This window comes from Micromonospora sp. NPDC005413, from assembly GCF_040606435.1.
Lineage (GTDB): Bacteria > Actinomycetota > Actinomycetes > Mycobacteriales > Micromonosporaceae > Micromonospora.
In genome coordinates, this window is sequence record NZ_JBEXEV010000004.1 from 156977 (window position 1) to 173900 (window position 16924).

Sequence of the window (16924 nt, forward strand, 5' to 3'; positions counted from 1 at the left end):
CCTCACGGAAGCGGAGCTGAGTCAGTGGACGCGGTCAGGCCGCGGAGAAGACGCCCTGGTGGAGCACCGGCACGACGTCCGACACGCTGATCCGGACGGCGATGTCCACGTCCCCGGCGAAGCCGCCCTCGGTCAGCTCCCGACCGGAGATGCTCCCGCGCACCGCGGCGGGCACATCCGGAGTGCTCGCCAGCGCGGCGAGCGCCATGGCCGCCTCCACCGAGAGCCCGCCCGGCACACCGGACAGGGAGTCCAGCACCGAGGCGGCGCCGAGCTGGTCCTCCACCGACGGTCGCAGCGACCCGTCCGGCCACCGCTCCCCCGAGGCGATCACACCGATCGGAGCGTCCGTGGTGCCGTACCCCTGGCGGCGCAGCCAACGCCCGACGGCGTCTGCGTTCCGCAGGCACGCCGCGACCACCGGCAGGCCCGTGGCGCTGGCGGCGGCGCTGATGGCGGAGCCGTTCGGCGAGGGCAGAACCAGGTCCGCCACCACAGGTGCCGTGCTCAGTGCGGCGGGCGAGAGCGACCACGGATGCTCCGCGGTCGTCCGCCGCCGGCCCACCGCCGCGACCGCGCCGACACGTACGGCGTACTCGGCGGCCTGCTCACCCCAGGGGAACGGGTGCACCCGCATGCCACGGGCGACGGCCACCTCCACGGCGGTGGTGAACGACAGCACGTCCACCACCACCAGCGCAGCGCAGACCCTACCGAGCTCGGCCGCCCCGGTCAGGCCCCAGTCGAATCGGGCACCGGAACCGGGTTGGCCGTAGACGGCGGCCGTCAACGCCTCAGCGCTCGTCAGGCGACGGCTCGGTGACACCGGTGTCAGACTCGGACGACCCGTCCTGATCGGTGACGCTCGGCTGCTCCGACCCGATCGGCTCGACAGCGCCGGTCTCCGGGGAAGGGCCTGAAGAAGCGATGGGCTCCGAGACCACCTCGGCCGGGTCGAGCGGCTCGGCCTGTGCGACCGGCAGCGGCACTGCCTCGACCGCACCCGCCACGCCGGCGGCCGGCGCGGGCACCTCGACGGCGGCAGCGCCCCCGAAGAGACGCGGCAACGTCTCGGTGTGCGCGGTGTGCAGCTCGTCCAGGCCGATCCGGAACTGGCCGTGCACCTCGAGTGCGCCGCCGGACGGGTCGGTGACGCCGATCAGCTCGAACGGCACCCCACGCTCGGCGCAGAGCGCCGCGAACGCCTTGTCGTGGCCACGCGGCACCGACACCAGCGCCCGCGCGGCGGACTCACTGAACAGGTAGACGAACGGCATCGAGCCGCCGGCGAAGTGCTCCGGCACCGCGATCCGGGCACCGACGCCGCGACGCAGGCAGGACTCGACCAGACTCTGGGCGAGGCCACCGTCGGAGAGGTCGTGCGCGGAGGTCAGGTGACCGACCCGGGCCGCCTCGGCCAGCAGGTCGGCGAGCGCCTTCTCCCGAGCAAGGTCGACCTGCGGCGGGATGCCGCCGAGGTGCTCGTGCGTCACCCAGGCCCACTCCGAGCCGGAGAGCTCCACGTTCGTCTCGCCGAGCAGGTAGAGCTGGTCGTGGTCGCCACCGGCGCGCGGAACGAAGCCCATCGGCACCCGGTCGGCGACGTTGTCCAGCACACCCAGCACGCCGACCACCGGGGTCGGGTGGATGGCCGCCGCACCGGTCTGGTTGTAGAAGCTGACGTTGCCGCCGGTCACCGGGATGCCCAGCTCCAGGCAGCCGTCCGCCAGGCCACGCACGGCCTCGGCGAACTGCCACATCACGCCCGGGTCCTCCGGGGAGCCGAAGTTGAGGCAGTTGGTCACGGCAATCGGCTTCGCGCCGGTCACCGCGACGTTCCGGTACGCCTCGGCCAGGGCCAGCTTGGTGCCGTTGTACGGGTCGAGCCGGGCGTACCGGCCGTTGCCGTCCACCGACAGCGCCACGCCGAGCCCGGTCCGCTCGTCGATCCGGATCACACCGCCGTCCTCCGGCTGGGCGAGCACGGTGTTGCCCAGCACGTAGCGGTCGTACTGCTCGGTGACCCAGGTCTTGTCGGCCAGGTTGGGCGACGCGATCATGCGCAGCACGGTCTCCCGCAGCGCCTCCGGGTCGGCCGGGCGGGGCAGCGTCTCGGCCCGGTCGGCCTGGAGCAGGATCAGGTCGGCCGGCTCACGCATCGGCCGGGCGTAGACCGGGCCGTCGTCGACCAGCGAACCCGGCGGCACGTCGACGACCAGGTGGTCCTGCCAGGTGATCAGCAGTCGACCCGGGCTGCCGTCCGGCTCGGGGGCGGTGACCTCGCCGATCGCGGTGGCGAGCACGCCCCACTTCTCGGCGGTCTTGAGCACCGCGTCGAGCTTGTCCGGCTCGACGACCAGCAGCATCCGCTCCTGGGACTCGCTGGCCAGGATCTCGTGCGGGTCCATCGAAGGCTCGCGCAGCGGCACGCGCTCCAGCCAGACCCGCATGCCGGTGCCGGCCGCGGCGGCGGTCTCGGTGAGCGCGCAGGTCAGACCGGCGCCGCCGAGATCCTGAATGCCGACCACCAGCTGGCCGTCGTACAACTCCAGGCACGCCTCGATCAGCAGCTTCTCGATGAACGGGTCGCCGACCTGCACGGCGGGGCGACGCGCCTCGCTGCCCTCGTCGAACGTGGCACTGGCGAGCACCGAGACGCCGCCGATGCCGTCCCGGCCGGTCTTGGCGCCCATGAGCACGACAACGTTGCCCGGGCCAGCGGCGGCCTTGTTCTGCAGCCGGTTCACCGGCAGCACGCCCAGGCAGAGCGCGTTGAGCAGAGGGTTGCCCTGGTAGGAGGGGTCGAAGACCAACTCACCACCGATGTTGGGCAGACCGAGGCAGTTGCCGTAACCGCCGACGCCGGCAACCACGCCGGTGAGCACCCGGGCGGTGTCGGGGTGGTCCGCGGCACCGAAGCGCAGCGGGTCCATGACCGCGACCGGGCGGGCGCCCATGGCGAGGATGTCCCGGACGATGCCGCCGACGCCGGTCGCCGCACCCTGGTACGGCTCGACGAAGCTCGGGTGATTGTGCGACTCGACCTTGAAGGTCACCGCCAGCTCGTCGGAGATCTGCACGACACCGGCGTTCTCGCCGATGCCGGCGAGCAGCCGGTCGCTGTGCGGGGCCTTCTCACCGAACTGGCGCAGGTGCACCTTGCTCGACTTGTAGGAGCAGTGCTCGCTCCACATGATCGAGTACATCGCGAGCTCGGACTGGGTGGGCCGGCGGCCGAGGATCTGCCGGATCCGGTCGTACTCGTCGTCGCGCAAACCCAGCTCGGTGTACGGCTGGAGCTCGCCCGGCGTGCCACCGGCACGCGGCACGGTGTCCACGCCGTCGGTCCAGTCGGCCGTGGCCGGCTGGGCGGGAGCGGTCGCCTGGTAGGCGGGTTCCGCCGGGCGCGGCTCGGTCGGCTGCGCCGGGGCAGAATACGCCTCCGGTGTGTCCCGTACCGGGTCCGGATGGGTGGTCATGACCTCTCCTCGCTGCGCTCGTGCCCGCCTGACCGGCGGTTGAGCTGACCGATGATCGTCGTGCCGCCGCTCACGCTGGCGTCGTTCACGCTGGCGCCCCCACCAGGTGCTTGAGGACCGACGTGAAGAAGCCGAGGCCGTCCAACGATGGGCCGGTGAGCGCCTCCACCGCGTGCTCGGGGTGCGGCATGATGCCGACCACGTTGCCGGCGGCGTTGGTGATCGCGGCGATGTCGCGCTGCGACCCGTTGGGGTTGCCGCCGATGTAGCGGGCGACCACCCGACCCTCGGCTTCGAGCTGGTCGAGCGTCGCGGTGTCCGCGACGTAGCAGCCCTCGCCGTTCTTCACCGGGATGAGCACCTCCTGGCCGGGCTGGAACGTGTTGGTCCACGCGGTGCCGGCCGACTCGATGCGCAGGATCTGGTCCCGGTTGCGGAAGTGCAGGTGCTGGTTGCGGGTGAGCGCGCCGGGCAGCAGATGCGCCTCGCACAGGATCTGGAAGCCGTTGCAGATGCCGAGCACCGGCAGACCACCCTGGGCGGCGTCCACGATCGTCTCCATCACCGGGGCGAACCGGGCGATGGCGCCGCAACGCAGGTAGTCACCGTACGAGAAGCCGCCGGGCAGCACGACCGCATCCACCCCGTGCAGCCCCGGGTCGCCGTGCCAGAGCCGGACCGGCTCAGCGCCGGCGATCCGGACGGCCCGGGCCGCGTCCCCGTCGTCGAGCGAGCCAGGGAAGGTGACCACACCGACCCGGGCGGTCACGAGCGGGCGTCCGCGGTCTCGTCGGCCTCGACCAGGCGGACGGTGAAGTCCTCGATGACCGGGTTGGCGAGCAGCTTGTCGGCAATCTCCCGAGCGCGGTCCAGGTCCGGTTCACCGGTGAACTCGATCTCGATACGCCTGCCGATCCGAACCGAGGCGACGTCACCGACGCCGAGCCGGGGCAGCGCGTTTGCGACGGCCTGGCCCTGCGGATCGAGGATCTCGGGCTTGAGCATGACGTCGACGACGACGCGAGGCACTGGGCACTCCTGACTGTGTACGCAGTTGGGTGCCGACCCACAACGGGCGAGCGCAGCCAGCGTACCTGGCAGATACCGCCACGGACGCACCGGCCGGGCGCAGTTCAGGCAGTGATCAACATTACTGGCACCCAGTGCGGCCCTGCACGCGGGACAGGTGGCCTCAGCAGGGCATATACGGCGCAGCGGGTGGCCGAATCGTTACATAGGTTAGCCTCGATCAATTCCTTGAAAACCACCGCCTCGGGCCCTACTGTTCATCGATGTAAGTCGATTCCGGTGTTGGCGGAAACCCCCGCTGCCGCCTCCCGCGCCCGGCGACCCCGGGCCCGCCCCGTCCAAGGAGTCCACCCGATGCGCATCCGCCCCCTGCTCGCCCTGCTCGGCACCGCGCTGATCGGCGTCCTCGGCGCCTCATCCGGAGCCGTCGCCGCCCCCGCCGGCCCGCAACCCATCATCGGTGGCACCACCGTCTCGTCCGCACCCTGGGCCGCCGCGGTGCTCAGCAACGGGTCGTTCACCTGCTCCGGCAGCGTCATCGCCTCGCAGTGGGTGCTCACCGCCCGACACTGCATCAGCGGCACCATGTCCGTCCGGATCGGCAGCGTGAACCGCACCTCCGGCGGGGTCACCCGTACGGTCAGCGCCACCTACACCCGTAGCGACCTCGCCCTCATGCGGCTCTCCAGCGCCGTCAGCACCTCGACGGTGACCCTGGCCAGCAGCAACCCGCCGATCAACTCGACCAACTCGATCTACGGCTGGGGCATGACCTGCTACAGCGGCTGCGCCGCGTCGACCCAGCTCAAGACCGCCACCGTCCGGGTGACCAGTAACAGCGTCACCGACGCGTACGGCGGTCAGGCGATCCGCAGCACCAGGATCAACGGCAACGCCTGGCGGGGCGACTCGGGCGGCCCCCAGTTCTACAACGGCCAGCAGGTCGGCGTCGCCTCCACGGCCGACGGCTCCAGCATCCAGAACTACGGCAGTGTTGCGTACAACCGGGCCTGGATCACCTCGACGGCCGGTGTCTGACGGTTAACGCCCGCCTCGGTGCGGATGGTCGGCGGCGTGCCGGCCGTCCGCGCCGCGTCGTTTTGCAGCATCCGATCAGGTGAACAATGCACCCGATCGGGTCACGCCGATCCTGACAGCATCGGAAACGTGCTGGTCGTGACGACAGAGCAACTGCCCGGCTACGAGATCCGACAGATTCTCGGTGAGGTGGTGTCATCGATGGCCAGGACGCGCAACCCGTACCGCGAGGGTGTCAAGAACCTGCGCGGTGGCGCGTACGACCCGATGGCCCCGGACAACCTGACCCGGTGGCGCACCGACTCGGTGGCCCGACTCGGCGAGGAGGCCCTGCGGCTGGGCGCGAACGCGGTGATCGGCATGCGGTTCGACAGCCGGGACTGCGGTGAGATGTGGATGGAGATCTGCGCGTACGGAACGGCAGTGGTCGCCGTACCCAAGATGCCCGAGGTCATGCCGGCCGACCAGCCGGCGGTCGCCGCGGAGACCGCGCACGACGCGGGCTTCACGGAGTCGCCCGGCGGCATCGCCGAACCGGCCAGCGCCCCCAACCTCCGAACGGCCGCCGAAACCCCCACAGGCGAGTAACCCCACCCACCCCACCCCACCCTGTTGATCAAGAAGTTTGCGTCATCTTCGATCTCCCTGGTGACCGAAACCTCTTGATCAACACGGGCCAGGGGGGTGGGGAGCGCGAGGTGGGGGTGGGGGTGGGTTAGAGGATGGGGGGTGGGGTGTAGGTGGCTGCTTCTGGGTGGGTTTCCACCACCTTGGTGATGCGGCGGGTTACCGCTGCTATCTGGGCTTGGGTGGCGCCGACGAAGGCCGTGCGGTCGGCGACCAGGGTGTCGATGTCGGCGCGGGACAGGCCGAGCCGGCCGTCCTCCGCCAACCGGTCGAACAGGTCGTTCTCCGGCGAGCCCTTCTCGCGCATCGCGAGGGCCACCGCGACCGCGTGCTCCTTGATCACCTCGTGCGCGACCTCCCGGCCGACGCCACGCCGGACGGCCGCCACCAGGATCTTCGTGGTGGCCAGGAACGGCAGGAACCGCTCCAGCTCCCGGTTGATCACCGCCGGGTACGCGCCGAACTCGTCGAGCACGGTGAGGAACGTCTGGAACAGCCCGTCGGCGGCGAAGAACGCGTCCGGCAGAGCCACCCGACGAACCACCGAGCAGGACACGTCCCCCTCGTTCCACTGGTCACCGGCCAGCTCGCCGACCATCGACAGGTAGCCCCGGATGATCACCGCGAAGCCGTTCACCCGCTCAGACGAGCGAGTGTTCATCTTGTGTGGCATCGCGCTGGAGCCGACCTGACCCGGCTTGAAGCCCTCGGTGGCCAACTCCTGGCCGACCATCAGCCGGATCGTGGTGGCCAGCGACGACGGCGCGGCGGCGGTCTGGGCCAGCGCGGCCAGCACGTCGAAGTCCAGCGAGCGCGGGTAGACCTGCCCGACGCTGTCCAGCACCCGGGAGAAGCCCAGGTGCTCGGCGACCCGGCGCTCCAGCTCGGCCACCTTGTCGGCGTCGCCGTCGAAGAGGTCCAGCTGGTCAGCGGCCGTGCCGACCGGCCCCTTGATCCCGCGCAGCGGGTAGCGGGCGATCAGCTCCTCCAGCCGCTCGTACGCGATCAGCAGTTCCTCCGCCGCCGACGCGAAGCGCTTGCCCAGCGTGGTGGCCTGCGCCGCCACGTTGTGCGAACGGCCGGTCATGACCAGCTCGGAGTGCTCGTGGGCCAGCCAGGCCAGTCGGGCGAGGGTGGCCACCACCCGGTCCCGGATCAGCTCCAGCGAGGCACGCACCTGGAGCTGCTCGACGTTCTCGGTGAGGTCCCGCGAGGTCATCCCCTTGTGCACGTGCTCGTGCCCGGCGAGCGCGCTGAACTCCTCGATCCGGGCCTTCACGTCGTGCCGGGTGACCCGTTCCCGCTCCGCGATCGAGGCGAGGTCGACCTGGTCGAGCACCCGCTCGTACGCCTCGACCACGCCGTCCGGCACGGGCACGCCGAGATCGCGCTGCGTGCGGAGCACGGCGAGCCAGAGCCGCCGCTCCATCCGGACCTTCTCCTCCGGTGACCAGAGGGCGACCAGTTCGGGTGAGGCGTACCGGTTGGCGAGCACGTTCGGGATCGTCGTCACGCGCCCCATTCTCCCGTACGCGCCGGTCGCAGCCCCAGCCAGCCCGGCCCGCCGGCCGATCGGCGGAACGGGTCGGGTCAGGTCACACCCGCGGGATGTCGTGCAGACGGTCGTCGTCAACGCGGCACGGGCTCGGCTGACCTGGATCCGGCCCAGGCTGCACGGACCGGGCGCCGGATAAGGTGATCATTCTCCTGAGTCGACAGACAGGATTGGGGAAGCGTGTCCAGACTTACCGGCAGGGTCGCCCTCGTCACCGGCGGGAGCCGCGGTATCGGCGCGGCCGTCGCGCGCCGGCTGGCCGAAGATGGAGCCCACGTCGCGTTCACCTACCGCGAGGCGGAAGACAGCGCGAAGGCCGTGGTCGCCGACATCGAGTCGTACGGCCGCACCGGCCTGGCGATCCGGGCCGACAGCGCCGACGGTACGGCGGTGGCCGGGGCGGTCGAGCGGACCGTCGCCGAACTGGGGCGGCTGGACATCCTGGTCAACAACGCCGGCGTGTTCTCGGCCGGGCCGATCGACAAGGTCAGCCTCGACTACCTCGACCTGGCCATCGCCGTGCACGTACGCGGGGCGTTCCTGGCGACCCAGGCGGCGGCACGCCACATGGGCGACGGCGGGCGGATCGTCAACATCGGCAGCAGCTTCGCCAGCCGCGTCCCAGACCCGGGAGTCAGCGTCTACGCCATGACCAAGAGCGCGGTCAACGGCCTGACCCGGGCCCTCGCCCGTGAACTCGGCCCGCGCGGGATCACCGTCAACGTGATCCTTCCCGGTTCCACCGACACCGACATGAACCCGTCGGGCAGCGCCGGCGCCGACGCGCAGCGGTCGCACATCGCCCTCGGCCGGTACGGGACGCCGGCCGACGTGGCGGCGACGGTCAGCCACCTGGTGGGCGAGGGCGGCCGGCACATCACCGGCGCATCGATCGCCATCGACGGCGGCGCCACCGCCTGACCCGGTCACGGTTGCGGGGGACCCTCCACGCACGGTTCCTGCATTGGATCAGGGAGGAGCGGGACGGCCGGCGAACGCGCCACGGCCCCGCGCACGCCTCCTCCTCGGTGTCGAAAACCTGCCGCACGTCGCGTGTCCCGCGCTCGTACAGGCCGATCTCCCAGCGTCCTCCCGAGGACTGGCGCAGGAACCAGAAGCCGGGGAGGAAGCGGCACCGTTGCGATCCGACGGAGCGCGATGGGTCGATCACCGTACTCCAGACGCGAAGACCCCAGGACGGTCCCTAGTAGCCGCGTGTCGGCAGGCCATACCGCTGGGGTTAAGACAACGAAGAGCGCCACACCGAGAGGTGTGGCGCTCTTCATGTCGTGGGGTAACCGCTGGATGATTTTCCCGCGTCAGGTGACGCAGACTCGCTCGTGGTCGGCCGTCTCGCTAGGGCCGTTTCTTGTTCTCTTCACAGCCCAGTGACCCTATTGAGGTCAACCGGCTCACCGCCGTCTCGTCAGCCCTCGTCCGGCAGGACGGGCAGCTGGTAACGCAGCTCGTGCAGGTGGCTTCCCTTGACGAGGACAGACACCTCGACCGGGCGATCTCCCTCCGAGTGGATCACCCGTAGCTGACGCAGTACCGGTACGTAGGGAGGCAGTGCCAACGCTTCGACCTCCTCGGCGGTGGGCATCCGGGCCGACACCCGGTCGAGCAGGCTCCGCTGGGGACGACCGAGATCCGACAACACCCGGGCCGCCCCACCAATGATCTTCTTGCGCTCCGCCAGTTCCGTCCCATGAGCTATCGAACTCGGGTAATACGACCAGCACAGTTCGACCGGCTCACCGTCGTGGCGCAGCACACGCTGGCGCAGGACAGCCTTCTCGCCCTCGGCAAGCTGGAGGGCCTGCGCCACCTCAAGCGGCGGATCGACCTCCGAGACGCCCAAAAGACGGTAGGCGTACCCGCCGGGCGAAGGCATGAGGTAGGGCGATGCCTCCACCACGAGCGGTTGCCGGTCCCGGACGTAAACGCCCTTGCCGACCTCGCTATAGACAGATCCCTCCGCCTTGAGCGCCGCCAGGGCTCGCTGGACGGTGGCCGTCGCGGCGGAATAGCGCGTGACCAACGCCGGGATCGAGGGCAACTGAGACCCGGTCGGCAGATCGCCGGACATGATGCGGGCGCGGAGGTCGGCCGCGATCTGCTCGTGGCGAGGCCGGCCGTCACTGCCGCTGGCCATGTCGCCCTCCCTCGCTCCGTTAGTCGACCGTCAACTCGTACCGCAGACGCCGGCCCTGCGGCACCATCGTCATCACGCTGACCTCGATCGGCACACCCTCTCGCGTGCTGACGAGGCGCGTCAGGCCGAGTACCCACTCCTGCCCGGTCAGGTTGAGCGCACTCCGCTCGACCGCATCCGGCGCCCGCGTATAGACGTCCTCCCTCACCTGCCCGGGACGATAGCCCAACTCGGCGAGCAGACCGACCGCTCCTCCGCGGATCTTGCGGGGCTCGGCGAGCGGCGTGCCGTGGGCGATGGAGACGGGGTAGTACGAGTCAGTGAGTTCCACCGGTTGCTCGTCCATCAGCATCAACCGCCGGCGGACGACCACCGGCGCACCCGGCTCCACCTGCAGCGCCTCGGCGACCTCGGTGGTCGATGCCACCTCGCTCACCTCAAGCAAACGTTGGGTGCCCACACCACCCTGCTGAGCCGCGTCCTCAGCCCAGGCGTCCTTGTCCTGCGGAGATCGGGGGAGGACGTAGGGCATCGACACGCTGAGCCACTCGGGACCGCTCACGTCTGACTCCTGTTCATGTGGCCTGCGGGCAAGGGTAGACCCCGTCATACGGCGTGGCGCAACGCTTCAGCCTTGTCGCCTTATTCGAATGGCAGTAAGGTACTCCAAAAGGTGGACCGGGGTGGCGCGTCCGACCGTGACCGCTCCCTGCCAACACCGGCGTCGCGTCGGCCCGACGAGCGACGCCGGTCCGTGACGGGGCGGGCACACGGCCCGAGGTGAGCCGTGCGCCCGCCCCTCGCCGACAGGAGCGAGGAATGGGCGTCTACCGGTCAACAACCAGCCAGGTGTGGCACCGCGACGAGGCAGAGGCAGAGGCGGCGCGCGAAATCCTGACCAGCCACGTACCCGATCCGCAGAGCAACCTTTGCGTGGTCTGCCTGATCGCCGGCCCGTGCCGGCCGGCGAACGCAGCGGCGAACCGCCTCGTCGACCTGGGCCGACCGGTGCTTCCCGCTGGCGAGCCGCGGCGCCGCCGGGCCGGCTGGCGGAACTGGTTCGGGCCGCAACGGCGGACGATGCCCCGCCGCGCGCCGCTGCTGACCTTCGTCTGGACCCTCCGGCTGGGCACACCCGCCCCCGGGTCGGACGCCTGGGTCACCCCGTGACGGCACGTCCGCCGATCCCTTTCCGGGTGGGCGATGTCGTCGCGCTGTCCGAGCAGCACTACTGCTACGGACTGGGCACCATGACCCTGCGGGTGATCGAGCTGGGTCGCCGGGAGCGGCACAGCGACGGCATCTGGATCCACCTGCGGGGTGTCGAGCTGGATCACCCCTCCGGGCCGCGTCAGCGTCGGGTCCTCGCCAAGCTGGACACGGTCCGGGTCCGGCCGGTCCCCGCACCGGCCGCGCATGTGCCGATCCGCCCCGGCTGGGAGTGTGCGGGTTGCGGCCGGCCATGGCCCTGCCCAGACCGGCGAGACAGGCTGCTCACCAACTACGCGGGGAACCGCGCCGCCCTCGGCGTGTATCTCGGCCTGCAACTGGCCGACGCGACCTCCGACCTGCGCCACCACCCCGCCGGAGACCTGTACACCCGCTTCCTCGGCTGGCTGCGACCGGACGACGTACAGGTTGATCGACAGGGACGCCTCAGCGCTCCAGGATCGCCGTGACGCCCTGGCCACCGGCCGCGCAGATCGAGATCAGCCCCCGCCCGCTGCCCTTCTCGGCCAGCAGCTTGGCCAGGGTCGCCACGATCCGCCCGCCGGTGGCGGCGAACGGGTGCCCGGCCGCCAGCGAGGAGCCGTTGACGTTGAGCTTCTCGCGGTCGATCGACCCGAGCGGGGCGTCCAGTCCCAGCCGGTCCTTGCAGAACTCCGGCGACTCCCAGGCGGCGAGGGTGGCCAGCACCTGCGACGCGAACGCCTCGTGGATCTCGTAGTAGTCGAAGTCCTGCAGGGTCAGCCCCGCGCGGGCCAGCATCCGGGGCACCGCGTACGCGGGAGCCATCAACAGCCCCTCGTCGCCGTGCACGAAGTCCACCGCCGCCGTCTCCGACCAGCTGAACCAGGCCAGCACCGGCAGGTTGTGCGCGCTCGCCCACTCCTCGCTGGCCAGCAGCACGGTCGACGCGCCGTCGGTGAGCGGCGAGGAGTTGCCGGCGGTCATGGTGGCCTGCTCGGCGTCCGGGCCGCGGGTGCCGAAGGCCGGCTTGAGCGAGCCGAGCTTCTCCAGGCTCGTGTCGGGGCGCAGGTTCTGGTCGCGGGTGAGCCCCAGGTACGGCGTCATCAGGTCGTCGAAGAAGCCCCGGTCGTACGCGGCGGCCAGGCGCTGGTGTGAGCGCAGCGCCAGCTCGTCCTGGGATCGCCGGTCGATCTGCCAGTGCAGCGCGGTGCGGGCGGCGTGGTCACCCATGGACAGGCCGGTACGCGGCTCGGCGTTGCGCGGGATCTCCGGCTTGAACGGCTGGAGCGGGCGCAACTTCGCGGCGACCTTGAGCCGCTCGCCGAGGGTGCGGGCCGAGTTGAGTTTGAGCAGCGTGCGCCGCATGTCCTCGTTGACCGCGAGCGGGGCGTCGGAGGTGGTGTCGACACCGCCGGCGATGCCCACGTCGAGCTGACCGAGGGCGATCTTGTTGGCGACCAGGATCGCTGCCTCCAGGCCCGTGCCGCAGGCCTGCTGGATGTCGTACGCCGGGGTGTGCGGGTCGAGCCGGGAGCCGAGGACCACCTCACGGGTGAGGTTGAAGTCACGGGAGTGCTTGAGCACCGCGCCGGTCACCATCTCGCCGACCCGCTGCCCGGCCAGCCCGTAGCGGGCGATCAGGCCGTCCAGCGCGGCGCCGAGCAGGTCCGCGTTGGACGCGTCCGCGTAGCGGGAGTTGGAACGGGCGAAGGGGATGCGGTTGCCGCCGATGACCGCGACCCGTCGGATGCTCTGCACGATCCGCCTCCTTGAGATGTGTTGCTCGAACCCTACTCGCCAGTAGGCTACGCCCATGACCGACAGGTACGCGAGCTTCGTCCAATCGGCCGCCGGCCGCGCGCTGGTCAAGCGCCTCGGGCTGCCCGACCCGCCGCGACTGCGCCGACACCACCCCGGCGACCCGTTGCTTCCCGGGCCGGCCCTGCTCGGCGCGGCCCCTGGCGGCCGCCTCGCCGAGCCGGTCGCCAAGATCCTGGCCGCCGCCGGGGTCGAGCTGGCCGACCCGGCCGCCACCGCCTCCACAGACAACCCTCAGCGGTACGGCGCACTGCTCTTCGACGCCACCGGGATCGCCGACTCGACCGATCTGCGCCAGCTCTACGACTTCTTCCATCCGCAGGCCCGGGCCGTGCTCCCCGCCGGTCGGGTGATCGTGCTGGGCACCCCGCCGCAGGAGTGCCCGACGCCACGTGAGGCGACCGCCCAGCGGGCCCTGGAAGGGTTGGTCCGCAGCATCGGCAAGGAGTTCGGCCGCGGCACCACCGCGCAACTCGTCTACGTGACCCGCGCCGACAGTGTCGCCCTCACGAGCCTTGAATCAACCCTCCGATTCCTCCTGTCCGGCCGATCCGCGTACGTCTCGGGGCAGGTCATCCGGGTCGGTGCCGGCGAGGCGAGCGCCCCGGCCGACTGGGACCGCCCCCTGGACGGGCAGGTGGTGCTGGTCACCGGCGCCGCGCGGGGCATCGGTGCGGCGCTGGCCCGGGTGCTCGCCCGCGACGGCGCGCGGGTCGTGGCACTGGACATTCCGGCCGCCGGCGACGCCCTCGCCGCGGTGGCGAACGACATCGGCGGCACTGCGCTCCAACTCGACCTGACCGCGCCGGACGCGCCGACCCGGCTCGCCGACCACCTGGCCAGCCGTTACGGCCGCGTCGACGTGGTGGTGCACAACGCGGGCATCACCCGGGACAAGACGCTCGGCCGGATGGACGCCGACCGGTGGGACCAGGTGATCGACGTCAACCTCTCCAGCCAGGAGCGGATCAACGACGTGCTGGTGGAGCGGGAGCTGATCCCGACCGGCGGGCGGATCGTGTCGGTCTCGTCGATCGCCGGGATCGCCGGCAACCGGGGGCAGACCAACTACGCCACCAGCAAGGCGGGCGTGATCGGGCTCGTCGACTCGCTCGCCCCGGCCCTGCGCGACCGGGGGATCAGCGTCAACGCGGTCGCCCCCGGCTTCATCGAGACGCGGCTGACCGCGCGCATCCCACTGGTGGTTCGCGAGGCGGGCCGGCGGATGAACAGCCTGGCCCAGGGCGGGTTGCCGGTCGACGTGGCCGAGACGATCGGCTGGTTGGCGTGGCCGGCCAGCGGCGCGGTCAGCGGCAACGTGGTCCGGGTCTGCGGCCAGAGCCTGCTGGGGGCGTGATGGGCGCGCGGATCCAGCCGTCGACCGGCGCGCTCTACCGGCGGGCGTTGCTCGGCGCGCTGCCGAGCCTCGGCGGCGGGCGGCGCGGGCCCGGCCTGCCGGTGGGCGAGTTGGCCACGGTCGAGCTGGCCGCGAGCGGGGTGACCGTCGACCGGGCACACCTGGCCGACTACGACCGGGTCTGCGGGTTCCGGCTCACCGACCGGCTGCCCGCGACGTTCCCGCACGTCATGGGCTTCCCGCTGACCCTGCGGCTGATGACTACTCCGGAGTTCCCCATCCCGCTGACCGGCGTGGTGCACGTCGGCAACCGGATCACCGTGCGCCGCCCGATCACCGCCGACGAGACCCTCGACTTCACGACGTACGCGGAGAACCTGCGCCCGCACGACCGGGGGCGGCAGGTGGATGTGGTGCTGGTCGGCTCGGTCGACGGGGAGGAGGTCTGGCGCGGCGTCTCGACGTACCTCGGTCGGCAGCGCCAGCCCGACGGCGGTGCGCGGCGCGACCGGAGCGAACGCCCCGAGGCGCCGGCCGCCACGGCGCACTGGCGGGTGGAGCCCCGCGTCGGCACGCAGTACGCGCGGGTCTCCGGCGACCACAACCCGATCCACACGTCCCGGCTCGGGGCGCGGCTGTTCGGCTTCCCCCGGCCGATCGCGCACGGCATGTGGAGCAAGGCGCGTTGCCTGGCCGCGTTGGAGAACCGATTGCCGGACGCCTACACCGTCGAGGTCGCCTTCAAGCTGCCCGTGCCCCTGCCGAGCACGGTGAGCTTCGCCCTCCTCCCGGACGGCGGGTTCGCCCTGCACGACTCGCGCGGCCGGCCGCACCTGGTGGGTCTCGTGCGCTGACGCGCCCCTGCCAATCCCGGATTCGGGCTTGGCAGGGGCATTCTTGTGCGGTACGTTCTTCTCACAACGAGATGTTCTCAGATTGAGAGAGACATGGTTGACGAGCAGGACTTCCTGGCCGCGTACGACCCCCGGGCCTACCCGTCGGTCGCTGTCACCGTCGACGTGGTGGCACTGACCATCCGCGACGGCGCGCTGCACCTCCTGCTGATCCAGCGCGGCCAGCCACCCTTCGAGGGGCACTGGGCGCTGCCCGGCGGCTTCGTCCGCCCCGACGAGGACCTGACCGCTGGCGCCCGACGGGAGCTGGCCGAGGAGACCGGGCTCGGCGGCGAAGGGCTTCGGCGCGTACACCTGGAGCAGTTGGGCAGCTATGGCGACCCCGACCGCGACCCGCGGATGCGCGTTGTCTCGATCGCCCACCTCGCGTTCGCCCCCGATTTGCCGGACCCGGCCGCCGGCACCGACGCCGACGCGGCGATCTGGCTGCCGGTGACCGCGCTGACCAGCCGGCAGCTCGCCTTCGACCACGGCCGGATCATCGACGACGCGCTGGAGCGGGCCCGGTCCAAGCTGGAATACACCCCGCTCGCCACGCGCTTCCTCGCCGCCGAGTTCACGATCAGCGACCTGCGCGCCGTGTACGAGACGGTCTGGGGTCACCCGCTGCACGCCGGCAACTTCCACCGCAAGGTGCTCTCCGTGCCGGGCTTCGTGGAGAGCACGGGCGCCAGCACCGAGCACGGCGGCGCCCGGGGCGGCCCCCGCGCCCGGCTCTACCGGGCCGGCGACGCCCGCCTGCTGCACCCGGCGCTGCTGCGCCCCGCCCGCGAGGAGACGGTGCGATGAAGACCGCGGCGGCCATCGGTCTGGTCACGGCGGCCCGCACCGACGCCGACCTGTTCGGCACGGACCAGCCGGCCCGTCGCTACCGCGAGTTGGTCGCGGCCCTGCACCCCGATCGGCTGCCGGCCGACCCGGCGGTACGCGCCGAGGCCCTCGACGCGTTCATCCACGTCACCACGCGGTGGCAGGCCCGGCAGGTCACCGTCCTCGGCGACTACCGCCTCGGCACGCCGGCCCACTCGGGCGACCTGGCCGACCTCTACGACGTCGGCGCCGATCGGCTGCTCAAGCTCCCCCGACAGCCCACCGACAACGACCTGATGGGCCGCGAGGCACACGCCCTACGCACCATCACCGAGCGCGGCGACCCCCGCTACCTGCCGTACGTGCCCCGGCTGGTCGACGACTTCCGGCACCGCGACACCGTGAGCGGCGCCGAACGGCGGATCAACGTGCTCGCCACCACGCCCGGCCTGCACGACCTCGACGAGGTGCGGCGCGCGTACCCCGACGGGCTGGACGCCCGGGACGTGGCCTGGATGTGGCGGCGGCTGCTGGTGGCGCTCGGCCTGGCCCACCGGGCGGGCGTGGTGCACGGGGCGGTCCTGCCGCGACACGTGCTGATCGAGCCGGACGCCCACGGCGTGGTGCTGGTCGACTGGTGCTTCTCCGCACCCGTCGGGAGCACTATCCCGGCGCTGGTGCCGGGCCACGAGGACTGGTATCCGCCGGAGGTCACCGCGAAGCGGCCCTGCGGGCCGGGCACCGACATCGCGATGGCCAGCCGGTGCATGAGCTGGCTGATGGGGCCGCGCGCGCCCCGCAAGCTGCACGGTTTCGCGCAGGGCTGCCGGCAGCGGTCTCTGGACTCCCGGCCCGACGACGCCTGGCGCCTGCTGCGTGAGCTCGACCAGGTGCTGGACCGGCTCTACGGGCCACGCACCTTCCGACCCTTCACCCTCACCCCCTAAGGAG

General features: G+C 71.5%; 17 protein-coding genes. 9 read left to right on the top strand and 8 right to left on the bottom strand.

What is annotated here, in order from left to right; all coding sequences use genetic code 11:
- Nucleotides 1-34: 34 nt before the first annotated feature.
- The 4 genes from ABZS37_RS08225 to purS all read right to left on the bottom strand — a co-directional run bounded on the left by ABZS37_RS08225 (nucleotide 35) and on the right by purS (nucleotide 4508).
- Nucleotides 35-790, bottom strand: a complete 756-nt coding sequence (locus ABZS37_RS08225; protein ID WP_355167084.1) for a 2-phosphosulfolactate phosphatase — start codon at nucleotides 788-790, stop codon at nucleotides 35-37.
- Between the two features lie 4 nt (nucleotides 791-794).
- Nucleotides 795-3479 (bottom strand): phosphoribosylformylglycinamidine synthase subunit PurL, encoded by a 2685-nt coding sequence (gene purL, locus ABZS37_RS08230; RefSeq protein ID WP_355166792.1) that lies wholly within the window; start codon nucleotides 3477-3479, stop codon nucleotides 795-797.
- Nucleotides 3480-3564: 85 nt separating this feature from the next.
- Nucleotides 3565-4248: a phosphoribosylformylglycinamidine synthase subunit PurQ gene (gene purQ / locus ABZS37_RS08235; protein WP_354992835.1), complete on the bottom strand. Its 684-nt coding sequence runs from the start codon at nucleotides 4246-4248 to the stop codon at nucleotides 3565-3567.
- The gene (gene purS, locus ABZS37_RS08240) at nucleotides 4245-4508 is read right to left on the bottom strand and encodes a phosphoribosylformylglycinamidine synthase subunit PurS (protein ID WP_030491392.1); all 264 of its coding nucleotides are present in this window, start codon (nucleotides 4506-4508) and stop codon (nucleotides 4245-4247) included. Before purS ends, purQ begins: the two co-directional genes overlap by 4 nt.
- Nucleotides 4509-4862: 354 nt before the next feature.
- Here purS and ABZS37_RS08245 point away from each other — a divergent pair, with 354 nt between their 5' ends.
- Nucleotides 4863-5546, top strand: coding sequence for a trypsin-like serine protease (locus ABZS37_RS08245; protein WP_355166794.1), 684 nt, complete (start codon nucleotides 4863-4865; stop codon nucleotides 5544-5546).
- 24 nt (nucleotides 5547-5570) lie between these two features.
- Nucleotides 5571-6134, top strand: coding sequence for a YbjQ family protein (locus tag ABZS37_RS08250; protein ID WP_355167086.1), 564 nt, complete (start codon nucleotides 5571-5573; stop codon nucleotides 6132-6134).
- A 127-nt stretch (nucleotides 6135-6261) separates the two neighbouring features.
- Here the strand turns inward: ABZS37_RS08250 and purB are convergent, their stop codons facing one another.
- Nucleotides 6262-7686 carry an adenylosuccinate lyase gene (gene purB / locus ABZS37_RS08255; protein WP_355166796.1) on the bottom strand — a complete coding sequence of 475 codons (1425 nt, stop codon included), beginning with the start codon at nucleotides 7684-7686 and terminating at the stop codon, nucleotides 6262-6264.
- Between the two features lie 222 nt (nucleotides 7687-7908).
- Here purB and ABZS37_RS08260 point away from each other — a divergent pair, with 222 nt between their 5' ends.
- Nucleotides 7909-8649 (top strand): SDR family oxidoreductase, encoded by a 741-nt coding sequence (locus ABZS37_RS08260; protein WP_355166798.1) that lies wholly within the window; start codon nucleotides 7909-7911, stop codon nucleotides 8647-8649.
- A 505-nt stretch (nucleotides 8650-9154) separates the two neighbouring features.
- On the opposite strand, the gene ABZS37_RS08265 is transcribed toward ABZS37_RS08260, so the two are convergent.
- Entirely contained in the window at nucleotides 9155-9883 is a 729-nt protein-coding gene (locus ABZS37_RS08265; RefSeq protein WP_355166800.1) for a GntR family transcriptional regulator, read from the bottom strand.
- A gap of 19 nt (nucleotides 9884-9902) precedes the next feature.
- Nucleotides 9903-10445 (bottom strand): UTRA domain-containing protein, encoded by a 543-nt coding sequence (locus ABZS37_RS08270; protein WP_355166802.1) that lies wholly within the window; start codon nucleotides 10443-10445, stop codon nucleotides 9903-9905.
- A gap of 257 nt (nucleotides 10446-10702) precedes the next feature.
- Between ABZS37_RS08270 and ABZS37_RS08275 the strand changes: the two genes are divergently transcribed.
- On the top strand, nucleotides 10703-11053 hold the full coding sequence (locus ABZS37_RS08275) for a hypothetical protein (RefSeq protein WP_355166804.1): 351 nt from the start codon (nucleotides 10703-10705) through the stop codon (nucleotides 11051-11053).
- Between the two features lie 26 nt (nucleotides 11054-11079).
- Complete coding sequence (locus ABZS37_RS08280; RefSeq protein ID WP_355166806.1) at nucleotides 11080-11562, top strand: hypothetical protein; 483 nt, start codon at nucleotides 11080-11082, stop codon at nucleotides 11560-11562.
- Here the strand turns inward: ABZS37_RS08280 and ABZS37_RS08285 are convergent.
- A complete protein-coding gene (locus tag ABZS37_RS08285; RefSeq protein WP_355166808.1) occupies nucleotides 11540-12832 on the bottom strand; it encodes an acetyl-CoA C-acetyltransferase in 1293 nt (430 codons plus the stop codon). The genes ABZS37_RS08280 and ABZS37_RS08285 overlap by 23 nt on opposite strands.
- Before the next feature lie 55 nt (nucleotides 12833-12887).
- On the opposite strand from ABZS37_RS08285, the gene ABZS37_RS08290 reads away from it, so the two are divergent.
- The 4 genes from ABZS37_RS08290 (at nucleotide 12888) to ABZS37_RS08305 (ending at nucleotide 16920) form a co-directional block, all read left to right on the top strand.
- Complete coding sequence (locus ABZS37_RS08290) at nucleotides 12888-14249, top strand: 3-oxoacyl-ACP reductase (RefSeq protein ID WP_355166810.1); 1362 nt, start codon at nucleotides 12888-12890, stop codon at nucleotides 14247-14249.
- A complete protein-coding gene (locus ABZS37_RS08295; RefSeq protein ID WP_355166812.1) occupies nucleotides 14249-15103 on the top strand; it encodes a MaoC/PaaZ C-terminal domain-containing protein in 855 nt (284 codons plus the stop codon). The genes ABZS37_RS08290 and ABZS37_RS08295 overlap by 1 nt, the downstream gene beginning before the upstream one ends.
- 93 nt (nucleotides 15104-15196) lie before the next feature.
- Nucleotides 15197-15952, top strand: a complete 756-nt coding sequence (locus ABZS37_RS08300) for an NUDIX domain-containing protein (protein WP_355166814.1) — start codon at nucleotides 15197-15199, stop codon at nucleotides 15950-15952.
- Complete coding sequence (locus tag ABZS37_RS08305) at nucleotides 15949-16920, top strand: serine/threonine protein kinase (protein ID WP_355166816.1); 972 nt, start codon at nucleotides 15949-15951, stop codon at nucleotides 16918-16920. Before ABZS37_RS08300 ends, ABZS37_RS08305 begins: the two co-directional genes overlap by 4 nt.
- Nucleotides 16921-16924 lie beyond the last annotated feature (4 nt).

What these genes read in the sequence shown, in the direction of transcription:
- ABZS37_RS08300 (WP_355166814.1), top strand. Translation starts at nt 15,197, where the DNA reads ATGGTTGACGAGCAGGACTTCCTGGCCGCGTACGACCCCCGGGCCTAC.
- purL (WP_355166792.1), bottom strand. Translation starts at nt 3,479, where the DNA reads ATGACCACCCATCCGGACCCGGTACGGGACACACCGGAGGCGTATTCT.
- ABZS37_RS08245 (WP_355166794.1), top strand. Translation starts at nt 4,863, where the DNA reads ATGCGCATCCGCCCCCTGCTCGCCCTGCTCGGCACCGCGCTGATCGGC.
- ABZS37_RS08265 (WP_355166800.1), bottom strand. Translation starts at nt 9,883, where the DNA reads ATGGCCAGCGGCAGTGACGGCCGGCCTCGCCACGAGCAGATCGCGGCC.
- ABZS37_RS08295 (WP_355166812.1), top strand. Translation starts at nt 14,249, where the DNA reads ATGGGCGCGCGGATCCAGCCGTCGACCGGCGCGCTCTACCGGCGGGCG.
- ABZS37_RS08290 (WP_355166810.1), top strand. Translation starts at nt 12,888, where the DNA reads ATGACCGACAGGTACGCGAGCTTCGTCCAATCGGCCGCCGGCCGCGCG.
- ABZS37_RS08275 (WP_355166804.1), top strand. Translation starts at nt 10,703, where the DNA reads ATGGGCGTCTACCGGTCAACAACCAGCCAGGTGTGGCACCGCGACGAG.
- ABZS37_RS08250 (WP_355167086.1), top strand. Translation starts at nt 5,571, where the DNA reads ATGGTCGGCGGCGTGCCGGCCGTCCGCGCCGCGTCGTTTTGCAGCATC.
- ABZS37_RS08305 (WP_355166816.1), top strand. Translation starts at nt 15,949, where the DNA reads ATGAAGACCGCGGCGGCCATCGGTCTGGTCACGGCGGCCCGCACCGAC.